This window comes from Nocardia sp. NPDC052254, from assembly GCF_040679495.1.
Taxonomy (GTDB): domain Bacteria; phylum Actinomycetota; class Actinomycetes; order Mycobacteriales; family Mycobacteriaceae; genus Nocardia.
In genome coordinates, this window is the sequence record NZ_JBFAUW010000002.1 from 695,348 (window position 1) to 714,813 (window position 19,466).

The window sequence follows — 19,466 nt, forward strand, 5'->3', positions numbered from 1 at the left end:
CGTGGTTCCCGGCCGGTTGCGGTGGGTAGCCCGGTCAGTCCGCGGCTGATCGCCGTAGCCGGATCCGTCGTCGCACGGGCAGTGCGGCGACCCCGACCGCGATCACGGCGACGAGTGCCGGGAACTGCACCCACAGTGAGCCGCCCATGTATTCGGTTCCCGAACGCCAGGGCCCGGTCGACAGCGCCGCCTCGGCGATCACGACGCCGGCACCGGCCGTCGCGGCCAGTGCGAACGGTGCGCGCGGCAGGAACCGGACCGCACACAGCGCCGCTGCGGCACAGCCGGTTGCGATCGGACCGGCGATCACGAAGGCCGCGAGTGCGATACCGGCCGCGCCCAGCCACCAGCTGTTCCAGGTGCGTGGCGGCGGGTCGTGGGTGACGGGCGTGCCGCCCGGATCCGCGTCCGGCGGCGTTGCGGTCCGGCCGGATTCGTCTGCGGGTGCCGCGGGCTCGTCACCTTCGGCATCGGCCGTCAGGACATCCGCCCCGGTGTCGCGCTCGTCCCGGCGCAGCAGCTCGCGCAGCCTGCGGGGAACGGGTATCGCCAACAGCACCAAGGGAATCAGCAGCAGCAGTCCGCCGAAAATGGCGAGGCGGTACCAGCGGTCGAGCGGAAATTCGACCGTGACGGCACCCTGCGCATCGGCCGGAACGACCCAGCCCTGCTTCCAGCCGTCGACCACCACCGGGGCGAGGGTGTGACCGTCGGCGGTGTGGGCCTGCCAGCCGACATTGGTACTGAGCGGCAGCGTCAGGAGCCGATCTCCCGGCGGAGCGGAGATTCCGGTCGGCACGCCGGCGGCGGTGTCGCCGGGGAGGTCCGCGGGTGCAAGCGTGCGCGCGGAGTCACCCGCCGCTCCACCGGTGATGCCGCCGGGTTCGCCGCCGCCGGGCGGACCGGTCGTGGTGTCGTCGGGTGTGGTGCCCGCGATGTCGCCGGGCGAGCCGGTCGCGGTGTCATCTGGTGCGGTGCCGCCGGGCCGGTCTCCGGTGGTAGCCACGAAAGCTGGATTGTCCAAACGCAATTCGTCGACGAAGAACATCTCGGTCGGCGCCACCGTCACATCGACCGAACCGCTGGGCAGGTCCACCGGCTGTGCGGCGCCGTCCGCGACGGTGCCCTCCGGCGCCTCGGCGCCCGGTGGGCAGACGGCGGCGGGAACCGGCTTCCCGGTGCGCAACTCGTCGGCGGTCCCGGTGACGCTGGTGTGCAGGACCCGGCCGGCCACGGCGATGGTCGGACCGTGCGCGCAGTCGACGGTGACCGGCCGGTCACCGGGTGCGGGCGCCGGATAGCCGGGTCCGAGTACCGACACCTCCGCCAGCCCGGGCGGTTGCTCCTGAGTGAGTCCCAGTGCGGTGCGATCCAACACCGGCTTCCAGGAATCGATACTGATCTCGATGTGATCGGTGACGGCGGAATGCAATTCGAGCCGGACCGGGGTCGGGGGCGCGGACATCGGGGCGGGTGTGGTCGTCGACTTCGGTTGCGGTGCGGGTGCCTCGGGCGAGGGGGTCGTGGTCGGCGCCGAACTCGGGGAGTGCTGCCCGCCGGCTGCCGGATCGCGCTCCTTCGGCGCCGGCGGAATCTCCCGAACCTGAGGTCCGTCACCGAGATTCACCGTGATCGAGGTCGGCCGGGCCGGCAGCGCGCCCATCGGCGGGGTGACCTCGAGCCCGGTGACCAGTTCCGGACGCGGTAGTTGAATCGTCAGAGTGGGCTTGGCCCCGGTCTTCTCGCGCACCGTCTCCTCCGGTGCGATCCAGCTGGTTCGCGGATCGCCGTCGGTCGCGGCGAAGGCCGAGCCGCGCAGATCGCCGACATCGGCCTTACCGCGGGCCACCGGCCGTTCCGGATCGGTGAGCAGGCCTTCCAATGCCGGGCCCTGCCGAGTGCGGACGGTCAATTGGGGTAACACCGTCATCGGATCCGGAACGCTCACGGTGCGCTCGAAGGCGCCCGGCTCCTCCGGGGGCAGGGCCAGTCCCTTACTACACCGCACCCGGTCGGGCGCATCGAAACAGCCACTGCGGCCGGGGAATTCCTGGCCCAGATTCCAGCCGCGAACCGGTGTCCCGGCCGGTACGGGCGGCAGCACCGTGCGATGACGGATATCGACGGGCACCGGATCGTCCCGGTTCGAATAGTCGAACAGGTTCACCTCGCTGATACCGAATTGCCCACCGCCGGTGCCGTTCTCGGTATCGGTGGCGGTGATCGTGAGCCAGCTGGTACGTCCGGGTGGCAGCGAAATCGATACCGGGTCGCCGGGTTTCGTAATCCGCGCCGCCACGGTTCCGTTCGCGGTGCGCACCTCCATCCATTTCACCGGAACGCCGATCGCGGCCGGACTGGTGGTCACCCGCAGTGCCCCCGCGGCGATCGGATGATCCAGGTCGAGCCGGAGCCATTGCCCCACAGCGTGTTCGGCGCTGGTGCTCAACCACGCGGTCGTGGGATCACCGTCGAAGGCGGCGGCGGTGGAGCTGCCGGGTGCGGCACCGCCGAGTTGTGTGGCATCGGCGGCGGAGCTGGAGGCGGTGACGGTCGCACCCGACCACCGGCCCTCGACCAGCTGTGCGCCCGGCACCCGATAGTCGGGCACGAGGTTGTGCGTACGCCGAGCGTCGGTGGGGGCGCGCAGCGCGGAATTGTGGTTGTCGACCCGGCCGAAATCGGCCTCCCGATCCATCGGGGTATCGGTGATGGTGGTCGCGGTGGATTTCAGTCCGGCCGCGGCGGCATCCGCGGCCAGCAGCATGGGACCGCTCGCACCCGCGGCATCGGTGTCGTGTGGGGCGTTGCGCCGCAACCGTTCCAAGACCTCCGGACCACCCTGCACCACCGGCACCGACCCGAGCGGGACGGTGCGGGCACCCGGGAAGTCCGCGGGTGCGCCCGGACCGCTGTGGACATCGACCGGGGTGCCCGGCTGATCGGCGGTGACCCGGAAGATCTCGATCGCCGGATAGGTGGGGCGCAGATCGCCGTCGGCGACCAGTCCGTCACCGTGCCCCACCTCGATCGGATTACCGAAGGCAGCGACCTCCGTGATCCCCGGCGAGCCCTCGATCGCCTGATGGGCCGGCATCGGCCGGGTGGATCGGGAGGTGTCGGGGTCGAGATCGTTGCGCAGCACCAGAACTCCGATGCCCTGCGCGATCAGCGTCGGGGCCAGCCCGGTCGACGGCCGGCCGTCCGCGATGAGCCGCTGCACCGAATCCATGGCGCGGATCGCGCCCGGCGGGGTGAGCGGCACCGCATCGCGCACCGCCCAGGGCGTCGTGGCCATGGCCTGCAACGGTTCGTCCCGGGTGAGACCCCAGATCTGACTGCCGAACGGCGCGCCCGGCACCACCAGCGCGCGGGTGTCGGAGGCATTGTGCGCCAGCCAGTCCGCGGTCTCCTGCCAGTAGGCGGGAACCTTGTCGTAGGCGCCGCGCGGAGCGAGTTTCGAGGTCCATGCCAGTGAGGTCGACAGGGTCAGCGCCGCCAGCAGCAGGGCCGCCACGGCCACCATCCGGTTCCGCTCCGGATGGGCGAAACCACTGCGCCACACCGGCATCGGCACGGAGGCGGGCAGCGGTACCCGGCGCAGCAGGTGGGCCAGGCCGATCACCAGCGGAATACGGATCAGCGGTTCCAGCTTGTGCACATTACGCAGTGGTGCGCCGCCGGAGTCCAGGAATGTCCGGATCGACTCGGCGAACGGGCCGCCGAGCTCGCCGGCGTATCCCGCGCAGATTCCGACCAGGCCGACGATCAGAACGAGAGTGAAGCGGCCACGCGCCGGCATCGACCGCAGGGCCAGCCCCGCCATCCCCGCGGCCGCGAGGACACCGGTCGCCAGCACCGCCGCCGGCTGGGTGACCAGCACCGCGCCGGCGATCCGCTCGGGCGAGACGTACGGGGTCCAGCTGTCGGTGCCACGCAGCACCTCACCCAGCGACGCCCACTGCGTGGTGACGCCGGAGGATTCGATGTAGTCCAGGAACGGCGGGCTCACCTTGCCGAGTACCAGCAGCGGCACCACCCACCAGAAGGTGCCCAGCACCAGCAGCGGTATCCACATCCGGGTGAAGCGCCACCAGGTGCGATTCGGCCGATACGAGGCCCACCACAGTGCCGCGGGCAGGAAGGCGGCCACCGTGGCCACCGCGTTCACCGATCCCATCAGCGCCAGCGCGAGCGCACTGGCCGCGGGTGAGGTGGACCCGCGCAGTGCCAGTGATTCCGCGTTCGGCCGACGTGGCAGCAGTCGGCGCCATCCGGGTCGTGGCGGCCCGGTCGCTCGCGACATTCCGAAGGCGCCGAGCGCCGCGGGCGCCAGCAGCACCCAGGGCGCGAGCATCATCGGCAGGGTTTCCGACGAGATCGATCCCAGGGTGGTGAGGACCCGGGGCGACAGTGCGAACGCGACGGCCGCGATCACCCGCGAACCCCGGGTGCCGATGCCCAGCACCTCGCACAGCCGGATGATGCCCCAGAAGCCCGCCAGGATCAGCAGCGCCCACCAGATACGCTGCGTCACCCAGGCCGGCAGGCCGAGTATGTGGCCGAGGGAGAAGAAAGCCCCGTGCGGGAAGAAGTATCCGTATGCCTGGTTCTGCACCTGGCCCATCGGGGCCTGACTGCTCCACAGATGCGCGGCGCGGTGCAGAAAGCCCAGCGGATTCTGGGCGAGATCGTATTTGGTGTCGGCGACGGTGAGGCCGGGAGCCTGCAGAAAGGTCAGCAGGAATGCGGCCAGAACGGTGCCGGCCAGCCAGCGCCGACCCAGTGGTGCGGTGGCCGAGTATCCGGTGTCGGCGGGTCGGTCGGCAGGAGTCGCGGACTCAGCGAGCGCCGTACTCAACGTTTCTGAGCAGCGACGAGTCAGCGTCACCACTGCGGTCGATGTCGGGGCGCGAGTTCTGTGCCGTCGCCGTCACGACGATGAACACCGCGACCACGCCGAGCAGCGCTCCGGCGACGGCGCTCACAGCTCCCGGGACGGCAAACTTCATCGCGTACTCCCAACATCGACACAGGCGTCTTCCGAGTCAACCTACAACATCGGCGGCGGAGTGCGCTCGAGCGGCGTCTCGAGGGGATGGAACCGTTTCGGGTGACGGCGCGTCCTAACTCTCGGAACTGACTGTTCCGCATTGGAGAACATCAACTGGATGTGAGGGGAAAATGCGCAAAGCAACGATGGTCGCGGTGGCCGCGGCTCTGGTCGGGGGGCCGTTCGCGGTGCTGGCGAGTGGGACCGCCGCGGCGAATCTGCCCGAGGATCACCTGACATACAAGCAGTGCCAGCATCAGAAGATCCTCGCCGATCACAACGGACAGCCGGGTATGGCCTGCTACGAACAGCCTGACGGCTACTACCAGCTCGAGCCGTACCACGGCTGAGGTCGGGCCGGCTCGCTCGTGTCATCGCGTCGCATACGGCGCGGTGGCCGAGCGGCCCGGGGGTCAGGCGATGGTGCAGGCCAGACTGGTCAGCAGGGTGCGGAGTTTGGCCGTCGTCTCGTCCAGTTCGGTGCGGGGATCCGACGCCGCGACGATGCCGCCACCGCCGTAGGCCTGCAGGGTGCTGCCGTCGGCGGACAGTTCGGCGCAGCGGATGGCGACCACCCATTCACCGTCGCCGCGATCGTCGCACCAGCCCACCGCGCCGCCGTAGAAGCCGCGCGGCTCCTCGATCTCGGCGATGGTCCGCAGCGCGAGGCCGGTGGGCGTGCCGCAGACCGCGGGGGTGGGATGCAGCAGCAGGGCCAGGTCGAGGGCGGTGGTGGCGGGGTCGCGCAGGCGGCCGGTGATGGGGGTCGCCAGGTGCCACACTTCGGGGGTACCGAGCAGTTCGGGTCCGTCCGGGATGGTGAGATCCGCGCACACCGGTGTGAGCTGCTCCCGGATCCACTCGATGACGAAGGCATGTTCGTCGCGGTTCTTGATGCTGGACAACAATTCTCGTGACCGCTCGGCGTCGACGGCCGGATCGGGATGGCGGGGCAGGGTGCCGGCCAGCGGGCGAAGTGTGACGGTCTCGCCGTGCCGGGCCACCAGGACCTCGGGGGTGGCTCCGACGAGTGTGGCTCCGGTCCGGCCCGCGGGGCTCAGATCCACCGCGAAGACATTGGCCCGCGGATGGCGAACCAGCAGGTGAGCGGCCACCACCTCGGCGTCGAGCGGTTCGGCGGCCGCGGCGATCACGGAGCGTGCCGCGACCACCTTGCGCAATGCCTGCCCGGGGTCCGACAGTTGCTCGACGAGTTTTGTCACTCGGGCCATATGCTCTGCGGGACTGGGGATTTCGGCGATCGCCCGCACCTCGGGCAGTGGTGGCAGGGCGGCCGGCCGCCAGGAACCGGCGGTGTGGAAGGCCTGCTCGGGTTCACAGAGTGCGGCCCGATCGGCGGGATCGAAGGCAATCGCGCCGACGATCAGCCCGGCCGAGCCGTCGCGCAGTGCGTCCGCCGCTCGCCAGGCATCGTCGAATGCGCGCCGGATGCCGGTCGCGCGGACCGATGTCCCCGGTTGTGCGAGCAGAAATCCGTCCATAACTCCCCGACCATAGTCCTGTGCCGGACCGGTGACGCCGGGGTAGCGACGCAGATCTCATGTGCGCCGCGGCACGTCATCCCGCCAGATCGCTCACCGGTATCGGTTCTTTTCCGGGCGGTACCAGCAGAATCGGCCGGTGGCAGTGTTTGAGGACCGCCTCGGCCACACTGGAATGCATCAGCGCTCGAATTCCGGTCGACCCACGAGTCCCCGCGACGATGATGTCGACATTCAGTTCGTCGGCCACATCGACGATTGCATTCCAGATCGTCGACGTGCATTCGGCGGTGCGCGGTTCGGCATTCAGTCCGGCCAATTTGGCCAGCCGTACACCCTCGGCATTGACCTGTTTGGCATCGACGTAGGCAATGTCCTCGATCTCCTCGTCCGGCATCCATTCCGGCTGCATCACCCCGGAAAGTCCGGACAGCCGGGCGGCTTGGCGCACCATTGGCTCCCAGGCCGTCAGCACCACGGCTTTGGGGGCGGACAGAAAACGGCCCGCATATTCGACGGCCCGTTTGGCATTCTCGGATCCGTCATAGGCGATGAGCATCAAGTCGCAAGTCATGACGACCTCCCGGACTCGGTGTGCCGTGGGCGAGATACGCCCCGAGACTACCCGCGCGAACTGCGGATATGTATGAAGTCGGGTCGGATTTACCAATTCGATCCGAGATCGTCTCCAGTCATCGGCGCGCACCTGTTCAGGGGCCGTATCCCCAGGGCGGAACGGGAGTTCCCGGATGGAGTACCGCGATGTTGTCGGCCGAATATCCGAGTCCGTCGTCGTCGCCGTCACCGAGCACGATATCGAGGTGGTCATTGCCGGCGTGGAATGAGATTCGCGGGCACCGGAATCCACCGAACATTGTGGAATCCGGAAAATAATGGAGTTCGACCGCCGTCAACGGCCGGTCCATGAACGGCCGCCACAGGTCGGTGCGGCGGCCCACCTGCCAGAGCGCGACATCGGCATCGGGAACCAGCACGGATCCGAGCATCGGTGCGCGACGCAGGCCGATACCTTCGTGGTCGCCGGTCGGGTCCCAGGTCAGCGAATACTTTCGGCCTGATTCGGTGTGTAGTTCCAGACCGTGGTCGAGGGTGTCGAAATCGGCGCAGCGCCACAATGGTTCGGACCATTCGGTCTCGGATTCGATCGTGCGCGGTCCGCTGCCGAGCCATTCGGGGTGCAGCGGTTCGCGGCGATAGTCGAGTGTGTAGTAGACGACCTCGTGAATCCGCTCGCCCGCCAACTGCGCGGCATGACGCCGACGGGCGTTCACATCCCGCTCGGATTCCGCCCACGACCACCAGTGTTCCCGCTCGGTCGAATCGCCCGTCCGGGCCGTCATCGGATCGCACATCCGGGCAGTGTTGCCCGGCAACCGGCCGGCGTGCCACCGATTTTCCGGTGACGACCGAACCTCAGTCGTGGCTGACAATTCGCACGCGATTCACCGAATCGCATGGAACTGCTGTGCTTTCCGTTATTCACTGGAACAACCGACGATCGGAGCCGGATACGGCACCGGGACATCGACCGTGAGCGAGGTTGTACCGTGCGATTGAAAGAGATTGCCACGCCGCAGGATTGGGCCGAGACATACCGCGATCTGTTCGGACTACCCCATGTGCGCGTCACCTCGCCGGGATACGTCGTCTTACCGCTCGTCGACTCCGTCGCGGCGGTCAACACCCCTGAACCGCTCGGCGCTCTGGTGCTCGGCGATTTGACCGTCCGGGGTATTCCCGGGCCGGTCCTGGTACGTGAGAATCCGCCGCGCCGAACGTTTCTCGCGGTATTCGACGGACATCCCGATCTGGATCGCACGGTGCGGCTGGAACGTCACGGTGTGGATGTCGGCGCACATCGCAGCAATGTCATTCTGCCCACCGGATTCGGCCGGCATACGCACGAGGGGCGCTGGTGGGCACGCTCGCCCCAGCGCGACGAATCGCTGCCGCTGCTGTCGGAGATCGTCGCCGCGGTGGAGCGGATCGCGGGCCCGGCCGCAGTGTGAACACCGACGCCGGCGCCTGATCCGGCCGGCGTCGGTGCTCGTATCGACGCGCGGAGTCTATGCCGCGGGCAGTACGCAGACCGCGGCCAGCGCCAGGGCCAAGAACGGCATCGGATACGGCAGGTCGGCGTAGCACCGTGCCCGCAGCACCGTGGCGACCGCACCGATGAAGTACAGGAACAAGCAGATCGCCGCGGCGACCCCGATCGGCGGGAACACCAACCCGGCGAGCAGCCCGATCGCTCCGGCCAGCTTGATCACCCCCAGTGGTATCAGCGCCCAGTCCGGTATGCCGTAATTGCGCATATTGCCGCGCACCCAGTCCGCGGCGACGAAATCGACCAGCGCGGCCGCACCGGCGGCAACGGCGGCGATGATGGTGACGGTGATGTATGTGGTTTGCATGGCTGCACCCTCCTGCTGTTTCGGCGCCCCGATCTGACATCGTGGATCGTGAGCCGATGCTCACGGCGGCGGACGAACAGGGCGAATCCGTCCCGCATCCGTTCGACGAACGGCAGCCGAGAAAGGTGACCGGTGCGCGATCAGGACATTCTGGCGCGGAGTTTCGAAGAACACCGCGGCCGCTTGCGTGATATCGCCTATCGCATGCTGGGCTCGATCGGCGAGGCCGAGGACGCGGTCCAGGAAACCTGGCTGCGGTACGCGAACGTGGCGGTGCCGCCCGACAGTGCTGCCGCGCGGATGTCGGAGGACGAGGAGAACGACCGGTCGGCCGATGCCGCGGAACGCGGCTCCGGGGCGATCGAGATCAGGAATCCGGCGGCCTGGCTGACCACCGTGGTGTCCCGTATCTGCCTGGACCAGTTACGTGTTCGCACCGCCCGCCGCGAAGACCCGGTCGACTGGGCGGCGGCGCCCGAGCAACTGCTATCGTTCCCGGACACCGGCTACCGCGAGCCGGAAGCCGAAGCGGTACTGCATGATTCGGTCGGTCGCGCGTTACTCGTCGTGCTGCGTTTTCTGAGTCCCGACGAACGGGTCGCCTTCGTCCTGCACGATATGTTCGCGGTGCCCTTCGACGAGATCGCGCCCATCGTGGGCCGCACCCCGGCCACCACCAAGAAGCTCGCGAGCCGTGCCCGGCTGCGGGTGCGCGGTGAATCGGCGATGGCCGCCGAAGAGTTCCACCACCGGCACGAGGTGGTCTCGGCCTTTCTCGCCGCCGCACGCTCGGGTGATCTGCGGCAACTGCTGGACGTGCTGGCGCCGGACGTGGTCCGGGTCGCCGATCCCGCCGTGTTGCCGCCCGGAGTGGCCACCACGGTGCGCGGCGCCGGGGAGGTGGCGAAGGAAACGATCCTGCTGCGCAGCCGCTCCCGGGTCGCCGGCCTCGCCCTGATCGATGGTGATATCGGTATCGTCGTCGCGCCGCACGGCGTGTTGGCCGCCACGCTCGAGCTGGTGATTTCGGGCGATCGGGTTGTTCGCTACGAGGTCACCGCGGATCCGATTCGGCTGCAGCGCAAAAGTATCCGTGTCATACTGCCGAGCTTCGGTGCATAGATCCGCCCGGCGCCGTGGACTCACCGGCCGGAACCACAGCGTTCCGGCCGGCGCTTTTTTTGGAGGTTTGTCGTGCATCCCGCAGTGGCTCAACTGAATTCGATCATGCCGCCACCGCCGCTGCCACCTGTGTCCGGACCGCCGTGGCCGGAGATCGACGTAGCACTTGGCGTGGCGTTGCCACAGGATTTCCGGGACTTCATCGATCTGTACGGCGATGGTGCAATCAATCAGGAACTTCACCTCATCTATCCCGCGCGCAGCGGCCCGGCCCCGTCGTTCTCGCCACTGCTGGACAACGCCGAGGAGCTGAACGAATACGGCGTTCTCGAGGCCTGCGCGGGCCTGCCGTATTCCGGGTATCCCCGACGGGGTGGACTGCTCCAGTGGGGCGGTACCCACAACGGCGACATGATCTACTGGCTCACCGAGGCCGACGACCCGAACGAGTGGCAGGTCGTGGTCATCTTTCGTCATCTGGGCAGTCCGTCGTGGCGCCTGTTCGAAGGCGGAATGGCCGACTTCCTGATCGGTGTCGTCTCCGGAACATCGGAACTGTTCAGCACCCTGATCGGGGACCCGCCGGGCGGTGCGCGCTGGACCCGGTACCGGGATTGGGATCACGACTACTGGCAGCCGCCGACCGCCTCCTTCCGGCTCGGCGCCGCCGCGGAGGACGAGCCCACATTCGTGGACATGGCCGACGGTGCGCCGCTGCCGCTGCGGTTTTCCGAGGGCGGTGGTGGTGATCAGGCCCGGTACGGACGTTCCGGCGAGCAGCGAGCTCTGATCGAGTCGGATCCCGCGAGCCCCGACACCGCGATCCGGTTGGCGGGAGGTGAACTGGCTCCGGGCATCGCTTACCGCATCCACACGTATATCGATATCGCCGTGCTCGACGGATCGCCGCATGCCGTGGCACTGGAGCTACTCCGCGACGGAAGTCCCGTCCCGATCCATTCGCGCCCGGCCGGGCCGGAGTGGATCGACGACTCCCGTCGAACCGTCCGAGCGGTGGCGGAGATTCGGGTGCCCGCGGGTGGTAGCGCCGTGTCGGTGCAATTGCGCGCGGCGCGTGACCGGCCCGGCCCGGACATCCGAGTGACCGGACTGTATCTGTCGGTGCAGGGGACGGTGATGACGGTGGGCGAAGAGATCACTCCGGCGGCCGAATAGTCTCCGCATCGGATCCTCGGGACAGGATGCGACGGCGCCGGTCCATCCGAAGATGAACCGGCGCCGAATGCTCTGCCGCCGAACAGCTTACGGTGTTCAGCGCTCCAGGATCGCGACGACGCCCTGGCCACCCGCGGCGCAGATGGAGATCAGCGCGCGCCCGGAACCCTTCTCCGCCAACTGCTTCGCGGTCTGGGCGATGATGCGCCCACCGGTCGCGGCGAACGGGTGCCCGGCCGCCAGCGAGGAGCCGTTGACATTGAGCTTGGACCGATCGATGCTGCCGAGGGCTCCGTCCAAGCCGAGCCGCTCCTTGCAGTACTGATCGGACTCCCAGGACTGCAGGGTGGCCAGCACGACGGAGGCGAAGGCCTCGTGGATCTCGTAGTAGTCGAAATCCTGCAGGGTCAGGCCATTGCGGGCGAGCAGGCGCGGTACCGCGTAGGTCGGCGCCATCAGCAGGCCGTCCGGACCCCACACGTAATCGACCGCGGCGACCTCGCTGTCCACCAGATAGGCCAGCGGAGCCAGCTTGTGCTCGGCCGCCCACTCCTCGCTGCCCAGCAGTACCGCGGACGCGCCGTCGGTGAGCGGGGTGGAGTTGCCCGCGGTCATGGTGGCGTCGCCGAGCTTGTTGCCGAAGACCGGCTTCAGCGTGGCCAGCTTCTCCAGGGTGGAGTTCGGCCGCAGGTTGTCGTCGCGGGTCAGGCCGAGGAACGGGGTGACCAGGTCGTCGAAGAAGCCGCGGTCGTAGGCGGCCGCCATGTTCTTGTGCGACAGGTAGGCCAGCTCGTCCTGCGCCTCGCGGGCGATGCCGAATTCCTTGGCGGTGATCGCGGCGTGGTCACCCATGGACAGGCCGGTGCGGGGCTCGGCGTTGCGCGGAATCTCGATGCCCACCATGCTCGGACGCAACCGGCCGACCAGCTTGACGTAATCCTTGTTGTTGCGCGCGCGGTTGGCGTCGAGCATCCATTCGCGCATGGATTCACTCACGCCGATCGGTGCGTCGGAGGTGGTGTCGGTGCCGCCGCCGATACCGGCGTCGATCCGGCCCAGCGCGATACCGTCACCGACGGTGACGATCGACTGCAGGCCGGTGCCGCAGGCCAGCTGGAGGTCGTGGGCGGGGGTGTAGGGCGACAGTTCACTGCCCAGCACGCTCTCGCGGACCATGCCGTGCTCGCCGACCCGCTTGAGCACCGCGCCGCCAACGACCATGCCGAGCCGCTCACCCTGTAGTCCGAACCGGCTGACCAGTCCGTTCAGTGCGGCGGTGAACATGTCCTGGTTGGAGGCGTGCGCGTAGCGGCCGTCGGAGCGAGCGAACGGAATGCGGTTACCGCCGAGGACGGCGACCGGTTTTGCCTGCTTGCTACGGCTGCTGGCTGATGTGGTCTTCGCCGAACGGGCTTTGGTGGTCACTCGGGTCTCCTTGGGGACGGTCGGCCGGCGGAGCTTACGGAGCCGGCGTGGTGGGTGGGCGCGGTTTCGTCGGACGCCGGGGTGGGCCGTTATCGGTACCCCCGGCCGACTGCACTGCTGGTTCCGTCGGTTTACATTAAACTTACTCTGGAGTAAGTTAATTGTCGACACCGTACCCCGAGATGTGCGCTACACCGCGCGGGGTCGCAGGAAAATCGGCACCGATCCGCACGAGACGATCCATACGACACAAGGAGAAGGTAGGAACAGTGGCAGCCAGCAAGAGCAAGGGCGCTCCCAACCTTTACGGTTCGTTCGTCAATTCCGCCCCCGGCGCCTTCCTGGCCGGCAAGTTGGGTCTGCCGCAGCCGGAGAAGCTGCGGCGCTACACGCCCGGTGAGCCGGCGCTGTCCGGCCCGGTTCTGCTGGGCGGCAAGGGGCGCGTCGCCGACGCCGCGCGTACCCAGCTGTCGGATTACACCTTCGTCGACGCACCCGCCCAGGGCGTGAAGCTCGGCGCGCTGGTCTTCGACGCCACCGGAATCGGCTCGGTCGAGGAACTGTCGCAGCTGTTCGAGTTCTTCCAGCCGGCCATGCGCTCGATCGCCGCATCGGGCCGCGTCCTGGTCGTCGGCACCACGCCGGAACTGGCCGGCAGTGTCGACGGGCAGATCGCCCAGCGCGCGCTCGAGGGCTTCACCCGCAGCGTCGGCAAAGAGCTGCTGCGCGGCGCCACCAGCAATCTGGTCTACCTGCACCCCGAGGCCGCCGCGACCGCCACCGGCCTGGAGTCGACACTGCGCTTCATCCTGTCGGCCAAGTCGGCCTTCGTCGACGGCCAGGTCTTCCGGGTCGGCAAGCAGGACAACGCCGCCACCGGCATCGACTGGGCCAAGCCGCTGGCCGGCAAGGTCGCCGTGGTCACCGGTGCCGCGCGCGGTATCGGCGCCACCATCGCCGAGGTCTTCGCCCGCGACGGCGCCACCGTGATCGTCGCCGATATCCCGGCCGCCGGTGAGGCGCTGTCGCAGACCGCCAACAAGGTCGGCGGCACCGCGCTCGCGGTCGACGTCACCGCCGCCGACGCCGCGGACAAGATCGCCGAATTCGCCACCGAGCGTTTCGGCGGCATCGACATCATCGTCCACAACGCCGGTATCACCCGCGACAAGTTGCTCGCGAACATGGACGCCGGTCGCTGGGACTCCGTGCTGAACGTGAATCTCGCCGCGCCGCACCGCATCACCGAGGGCCTGGTGGCCAAGGGTGCGCTGAAGGAGGGCGGCCGCGTGGTCGACGTGTCCTCGATCGCCGGTATCGCCGGCAACCGCGGTCAGACCAACTACGGCGCGTCCAAGGCCGGTGTCATCGGCATGGTGGACGCCGAGGCGCCGAAGCTGGCCGAGAAGGGCATCACCATCAACGCCGTCGCGCCCGGTTTCATCGAAACCGCGATGACCGCCGCGATTCCGGTCGGCACCCGGGAGGCGGGCCGGCTGCTGAGCTCGCTGCTGCAGGGCGGCCAGACCGTCGATGTCGCCGAGACCATCGCCTACTTCGCCAGCCCGGCCTCGAATGCGGTGAGCGGCAATGTCGTTCGCGTCTGCGGCCAGGCCATGATCGGAGCCTGACATGGCCGACACCCAGACCATCTCGCTGAACGAGCCACCCAAGACCGGCAGTCTCTATCTGAAGGCCGCCCTGGGAGCCGTTCCACTGCCGCTGGTTTCGGCGCGCAGATCCGAGATCCCGGATCGCGCCGTGGAATGGAACGATGTCCGTGTCGATCCCGACCACCTGGCCGCCTACTGTCACGCCACCGGCCTGCGGTTCGGTGACTCGTTGCCGCTGACCTATCCGTTCGTGCTCACCTTTCCCGTGGTGATGCAGCTGGTCGTGGCACGCGACTTCCCGTTCGTCGCGGTCGGCGCGGTGCATGCGGAGAACCTGATCGAGCGCACCCGCGAGATCTCGGTCAGCGAACCGCTCGACATCCACGCCCATGTGGAGAATCTGCGCGAACATCCGAAGGGGCTGCTGGTCGACGCGATCAGCGAGATCCGGGTGGGCCGGGAACTGGTGTGGCGGCAGGTCACCACCTTCCTGCATCAGCAGCGCACCTCGCTGTCGGGTGGGCCCAAGCCGGAACCGAAGCCGGACGAGGTGCCCCCGCCGCCGCTGCGCACGCTGAAGGTGGATCAGGCCATGATCCACCGCTACGCCGCCGCCTCGGGCGACCGCAATCCGATCCACATGTCCGCGTTGAGCGCCAAGGCCTTCGGCTTCCCGCGTGCCATCGCGCACGGGATGTGGTCGGCCGCGGCGATTCTCGGAGTCATCGAGGGCAGGGTGCCCGCGCAGGCGGCCTACGCGGTGAAATTCGGCAAGCCGATACTGCTGCCGTCCACGGTCAACGTCTACGCCGATCAGACCGCGGAAGGCTGGGACCTCTCGTTGAAGAACCCGAAGAAGGGCTACCCTCATCTGACCGCGACGCTGCGCTGAGCAGCCGCGGCCGACGGACGGCCGCACATCTTTTCGGTGGCCGCATATCGGATCGCATGGGGGATTCGATACGCGGCGAAACCGAAAGGGTGTGCGGCCGTTCGGATTACGAACGGACCCGCAGCACAGGTGTGATGCGGGCGATCAGCAACTAGCAGTCGCAACCACAGCAATCGCAGTCGCACCCGTCGCAGCAATCACCGCAGCAGTTGCAGCAGCTGCAGCAATCCCCGCAGTCGCCACAATCGCAGCAGTCACCGCAATCGCAGTCGCTGCGCTGTGCCCACGAGTCGCGAGGCTCACCGCTGCACGGGCGGCGGTGCGCGGCGCAACAGGCGTAACCCGTGCAGTAGACACCGCAGATGATCCCCATGCCCTTCCAGAACCCCGGTGGTTCCGGCGGTGGCTCGTGCGGTGGGCCGGGGGTGGGCGGATGTGGATCGGTGACCGGCCGATCACCGAACGGCGGTGGAATATCGTAGGGCTGGCGCCCAGGGGCGCCGTACGGATCCTGCTGCGGACCATAGGGATTCGGCTGCCCCGGGCCCGGTGGATACTGCCCCGGCGGCGGTCCGGACGGATACGGTCCCGGCTGTCCGGGGCCCGGTGGATACTGGCCGGGTGGCGGTCCGGACGGGTACGGCCCGGGCTGATGGGGCTGTCCCGGAGCGGGATAGGGACTACCTCGGTACGGATCGGGCTGATGAGGATACTGTGAGTGCGGCGGTGTAGCTGTGGTCCGAGGTGCGGCGGAGTGCTGCCGCGCGATACCGAGTGCGGTATCCGGTCCGGTCGGGTGCACCTGTGGTATTCGGGTGACTTCGGTGAAATCTGCGGCCGGGGAGCGTGATTCGAGCCGAACACGCCGGTCCGCCGAGCCGGACGAGGTGCCGGTCGCATCCGCCGAGATGCCTGCCGTGTGGTCCGAGCCGCCGGTTGGGTGGGAGTTGCTCGTCGGTTCGGTGGAGCCGCCTCCCGCGTGGGCCGTACTCGTCGAGTGGATCGAGTCGGCCGAGCCGCTTGCCGGGTTCAGCGTGATGTGACCGGGCGCGCTCGGGAAGCCCAGCAGCTGCGCGGCGAGAGCGCCGTCGGTGCTGACGGAAAGTGTTCGGTTGCCGGCTTTTCCGCAGCCACAGCGGTGCGAGGTATCGGCACACAGCGCACCCGTCGTCCGTCCGAGGGTGCGCACGACGCCGTGCAGGGGGTCGAGCAGCAGCCATCGAATCGTGGGGACGCGGGCCAGGCCGATGCGTTGCAGGTTCCGGCGAATGATGGTGTGCGACTCGCGAAGTAGCGCGTGTGCGGCCCGGGCGCTCACCCCGGTGGCCGGCAGTGGATTGAACCGGCCACGGCGGCGGTCGTCGTCGATGTCCTCGATCGCGTCCGCGAGATGGGCGATCCGGCCGAAGTGCCGTCCGGCCTCCCGCAATGCGGATTCGTTCTCCGGCCGGCCGGCCAGCACGGCGCTGTGCGCGAACAACTCTCCCGCGCACAGCTGGGTGGGTTCGGTCAGCTCGGCGAGTGCGGCTCGTCCGGCGGGCGTATCAGCGCCGGTCAGTCCTCGACGTTCCACCGCCCGTTCGATTTCCGCCTGCCGGCCGACCGCGGCGATGAGCGGCTCGATGTCCAGCTCGATCCGCGCGGCGCTCGCCCGTGCCGAGGCGAACCAACGATCCGAGGTCGCGCGCATCGGCCGCCGGGTCAACGGCCCGGCATCGCCGTCCTCGACTCGATCACGAATCTTGGCCGCCCCCAGCAGCAGTGACGCGGTACTCGCCAGCCGCACCCCCGGAGAATCCGTCGCCGCCACCGTCGCGCGCTGCATCCCGCGCAGCGGGCACGGCCCCGCTCCGGATCGCTCGGGGACCGCGATGCTCTGTGCCTCGGTGAGCACATTCAGCACGATCGCATCGGTATTGGTGGCCGCGCGCGCCACCTGGCCGTGACCGTCGCGCAATCCCAGGCACAACCCACACATGTGAGTTCGCCAATCTGCCGCATTCAGCCCGTATTTCGCCGCGCTGTGACCGCACGGCGTGAGAAGTCCGAACAATTCCGCCCCGTAGAACCCCGGCCGCATCGGCTATCCGGCCGTCTGTGCAATCCGCACTCTGGCAGGTGGCGACAGCGCCCGCAAATCGGACACCCCTGGTCGTGGGGTTATTCGGGCTTCTTCTTACCGGCCAGGCCGCGCCAGGCCAGATCGTCGAGCAGGTTCACCGCATCGGCGACGTCGACCTCACCGCTGGCGATCCGGTCGGCGATGGCTTCGCCCGCGCCGATCACCGCGACCGCGACGATATCGAAATTCGTTCCGGGCTCGGCATATTTGGCGCTGGACTCGAGCAGTTTCGCGGTCAGCTCGATGATGCGTTCCCGGCTGTTGGCGATCTCGGAGGCGAACGGCTGCTGCCCGAGAGCCTGCCGATACAGCACCGACCACGACAGCCGGTTGTTGTCGACATAGGACAGGAAGGCCTCGAGCCCCGCGCGCATCTGTTCGTGCGGGGTCAGTTTGGGGTTGCCTGCCACCGCGACGGCCTCGATGAAGCGCACACTCTCGCGCTGGATGCAGGCTCGGAACAGTTCGTCCTTGGAGCCGTAGTACAGATACAGCATCGGCTTGGAGATCTTCGCCTCGGCCGCGATGGCGTCCATCGACGTGTCGTGATATCCCTTTCGGGAGAAGACCTCGACGGCGGCGTCCAGCATCTGCTGCTCACGAACCGCCCGAGGAAGCCGCTTCGTTCCGCCTGCCATGTACTCTCCTCGCCGATATCGAAACCCCTATCTTACTCCAAGGTAAGTTTCGAGGAACGGCGAATTGCCGCCGATTTGCTCCAACCGCGGTCAGCAGGGCAGCTGGATGCCCTTGAACTTGGCCACCCGCAGGACGGAGTCGTCGACCTGCTGCATGGTGAGCTTGCCGTCGCGTACCTCCTGCTCGAGCCGGTCCAGGACCGAACTCAGCGCGTCGGTGCTGATCCACAGCGCGTCGTCGGCGCCGGCCTCGAGAGCGGTCGCGACCGCTTCCTCGATCCCCATCCGGGCCGTGATGGCCGCCATCCCGCTCAGATCGTCGGTGAAGATGGGGCCGTTGTAGGGGGCCGCGCCATAGCCGGTGCCCTGCCGCAACAGTGTCATGGCCTGCGGGCTGATACTCGCCGGGACGTTGGGATCGGTCAGCCCCGGTACATCGAGATGGCCGACCATCACGGCCGCGCCCGAGTCGATCAGGTTTCGGAACGGTACGAGATCCACCTGCTGCATCTGATCCAGCGGCGGGGTACGCACGGCCCCGGTGTGCGAATCGCCCGAACCGTGGCCGTGGCCGGGGAAGTGCTTCATCACCGCGCCGAGCCCCGCATCGTGCATCGCCCGGATGTAGGCATCGGCGAACTCCGTGACGACCTGCGGATCCTCGGAGTATGACCGGTCACCGATGACGGCGTCGTCGGGTTCGTCGCTGACATCCACATCGGGCGCGAAATCGACGGTGATGCCGAGGTTCTTCATCGCCTGGCCACGGGTGAGGCTCTGCTGGTAGTACTCGTCGGCGGACATGGTCTGCGCGGCCTCGCGGGCCGACGGGGCGGGGCCGAGTTGGTTCTTCAGCCGCGAGACCCGGCCGCCCTCCTCGTCGATGGTCACCATCAGCGGGGTGTGGGCGGACGCCTTGATCTGATCCACCTGTCCACCGGCGAGCATGGACTGATCGGTCCAGCTGCCGATGAAGATGCCGCCGACCTGCTCGTCGCGCACGGCCTGCGTCGCATCGGCGGTGTTCTTCACGCCCACCGTGAGCAGCTGGGCCAGCTTCTGCCGGGTGCTGAATTGCGCGAGATAGCCTGCGGCGCAGTTCTGCTGGTTGCCCGCGGTGGTCGTCGCAGCGGTCCGCGGAGTGGGGCTCGCGGTGCCGGGAGCGGCGGCGGTTGTGGTGTCGGAGGTGGAGCCGCCACCGCCGGAGCACCCAGCGAGGGTGACTGCGGCTACTGCGAGAACGATCCCGGCAACGTTGCGCATGGACCGACCGTAGCCGGTTGTGGCGTCGGAACCTATCCGCGGCCGGTGACCTCAATCCTGGCTCCGGCACGCCGCGCGGTTCCCCGCGGTGTGAAAGCGGCGCGATGCCGCGGGGACGAGTTCTCGGGCCCCGGCCGGACTCATAGTCGCGTTATCGGATTGTGATATCTGTCATCGCGAATGCCTGGGTTTCGATCGCCATCCGGATATGAATCGAAGCTGCAA

The 19,466-nt window shown here is 68.2% G+C and carries 16 protein-coding genes; 6 read left to right on the forward strand and 10 right to left on the reverse strand.

From position 1 onward, the window contains the following. Nucleotides 1-34 precede the first annotated feature (34 nt). Entirely contained in the window at nucleotides 35-4,786 is a 4,752-nt protein-coding gene (locus AB0L57_RS08120) for an alpha-(1->3)-arabinofuranosyltransferase family protein (protein ID WP_364959339.1), read from the reverse strand. 55 nt (nucleotides 4,787-4,841) lie between these two features. Then, on the reverse strand, nucleotides 4,842-5,012 hold the full coding sequence (locus tag AB0L57_RS08125) for a DUF2613 domain-containing protein (RefSeq protein WP_364958836.1): 171 nt from the start codon (nucleotides 5,010-5,012) through the stop codon (nucleotides 4,842-4,844). Nucleotides 5,013-5,184: 172 nt separating this feature from the next. On the opposite strand from AB0L57_RS08125, the gene AB0L57_RS08130 reads away from it, so the two are divergent. Then, on the forward strand, nucleotides 5,185-5,403 hold the full coding sequence (locus AB0L57_RS08130; protein ID WP_364958838.1) for a hypothetical protein: 219 nt from the start codon (nucleotides 5,185-5,187) through the stop codon (nucleotides 5,401-5,403). A 63-nt stretch (nucleotides 5,404-5,466) separates the two neighbouring features. Here the strand turns inward: AB0L57_RS08130 and AB0L57_RS08135 are convergent, their stop codons facing one another. The 3 genes from AB0L57_RS08135 to AB0L57_RS08145 form a co-directional block, all read right to left on the reverse strand. Beyond that, the gene (locus AB0L57_RS08135) at nucleotides 5,467-6,555 is read right to left on the reverse strand and encodes an isochorismate synthase (RefSeq protein ID WP_364958840.1); all 1,089 of its coding nucleotides are present in this window, start codon (nucleotides 6,553-6,555) and stop codon (nucleotides 5,467-5,469) included. A 76-nt stretch (nucleotides 6,556-6,631) separates the two neighbouring features. Further along, nucleotides 6,632-7,129, reverse strand: a complete 498-nt coding sequence (locus tag AB0L57_RS08140) for a universal stress protein (protein ID WP_364958841.1) — start codon at nucleotides 7,127-7,129, stop codon at nucleotides 6,632-6,634. 136 nt (nucleotides 7,130-7,265) lie between these two features. Then, nucleotides 7,266-7,916: a hypothetical protein gene (locus AB0L57_RS08145; RefSeq protein ID WP_364958843.1), complete on the reverse strand. Its 651-nt coding sequence runs from the start codon at nucleotides 7,914-7,916 to the stop codon at nucleotides 7,266-7,268. A 207-nt stretch (nucleotides 7,917-8,123) separates the two neighbouring features. On the opposite strand from AB0L57_RS08145, the gene AB0L57_RS08150 reads away from it, so the two are divergent. Further along, the gene (locus AB0L57_RS08150) at nucleotides 8,124-8,585 is read left to right on the forward strand and encodes a hypothetical protein (RefSeq protein WP_364958845.1); all 462 of its coding nucleotides are present in this window, start codon (nucleotides 8,124-8,126) and stop codon (nucleotides 8,583-8,585) included. A 57-nt stretch (nucleotides 8,586-8,642) separates the two neighbouring features. Here the strand turns inward: AB0L57_RS08150 and AB0L57_RS08155 are convergent, their stop codons facing one another. Then, nucleotides 8,643-8,990, reverse strand: coding sequence for a DoxX family protein (locus AB0L57_RS08155; RefSeq protein WP_364958847.1), 348 nt, complete (start codon nucleotides 8,988-8,990; stop codon nucleotides 8,643-8,645). Between the two features lie 132 nt (nucleotides 8,991-9,122). Between AB0L57_RS08155 and AB0L57_RS08160 the strand changes: the two genes are divergently transcribed. Next, complete coding sequence (locus AB0L57_RS08160; protein ID WP_364958849.1) at nucleotides 9,123-10,112, forward strand: sigma factor; 990 nt, start codon at nucleotides 9,123-9,125, stop codon at nucleotides 10,110-10,112. Nucleotides 10,113-10,283: 171 nt separating this feature from the next. Next, on the forward strand, nucleotides 10,284-11,288 hold the full coding sequence (locus tag AB0L57_RS08165) for an SMI1/KNR4 family protein (protein WP_364958851.1): 1,005 nt from the start codon (nucleotides 10,284-10,286) through the stop codon (nucleotides 11,286-11,288). A 96-nt stretch (nucleotides 11,289-11,384) separates the two neighbouring features. On the opposite strand, the gene AB0L57_RS08170 is transcribed toward AB0L57_RS08165, so the two are convergent. Further along, nucleotides 11,385-12,713 (reverse strand): acetyl-CoA C-acetyltransferase, encoded by a 1,329-nt coding sequence (locus AB0L57_RS08170; RefSeq protein WP_364958853.1) that lies wholly within the window; start codon nucleotides 12,711-12,713, stop codon nucleotides 11,385-11,387. Nucleotides 12,714-12,982: 269 nt separating this feature from the next. On the opposite strand from AB0L57_RS08170, the gene AB0L57_RS08175 reads away from it, so the two are divergent. Then, entirely contained in the window at nucleotides 12,983-14,344 is a 1,362-nt protein-coding gene (locus AB0L57_RS08175; protein ID WP_364958855.1) for a 3-oxoacyl-ACP reductase, read from the forward strand. A gap of 1 nt (nucleotide 14,345) precedes the next feature. After that, the gene (locus AB0L57_RS08180; protein WP_364958857.1) at nucleotides 14,346-15,218 is read left to right on the forward strand and encodes a MaoC/PaaZ C-terminal domain-containing protein; all 873 of its coding nucleotides are present in this window, start codon (nucleotides 14,346-14,348) and stop codon (nucleotides 15,216-15,218) included. 151 nt (nucleotides 15,219-15,369) lie between these two features. On the opposite strand, the gene AB0L57_RS08185 is transcribed toward AB0L57_RS08180, so the two are convergent. From AB0L57_RS08185 to AB0L57_RS08195, 3 genes are all read right to left on the reverse strand, one after another. Further along, nucleotides 15,370-17,187 carry a DUF5685 family protein gene (locus AB0L57_RS08185; protein WP_364958859.1) on the reverse strand — a complete coding sequence of 606 codons (1,818 nt, stop codon included), beginning with the start codon at nucleotides 17,185-17,187 and terminating at the stop codon, nucleotides 15,370-15,372. 191 nt (nucleotides 17,188-17,378) lie between these two features. Continuing rightward, complete coding sequence (locus tag AB0L57_RS08190; protein ID WP_364958861.1) at nucleotides 17,379-17,978, reverse strand: TetR/AcrR family transcriptional regulator; 600 nt, start codon at nucleotides 17,976-17,978, stop codon at nucleotides 17,379-17,381. 90 nt (nucleotides 17,979-18,068) lie between these two features. Further along, complete coding sequence (locus AB0L57_RS08195; protein ID WP_364958863.1) at nucleotides 18,069-19,241, reverse strand: glycoside hydrolase family 3 N-terminal domain-containing protein; 1,173 nt, start codon at nucleotides 19,239-19,241, stop codon at nucleotides 18,069-18,071. Between the last annotated feature and the right edge of the window lie 225 nt (nucleotides 19,242-19,466).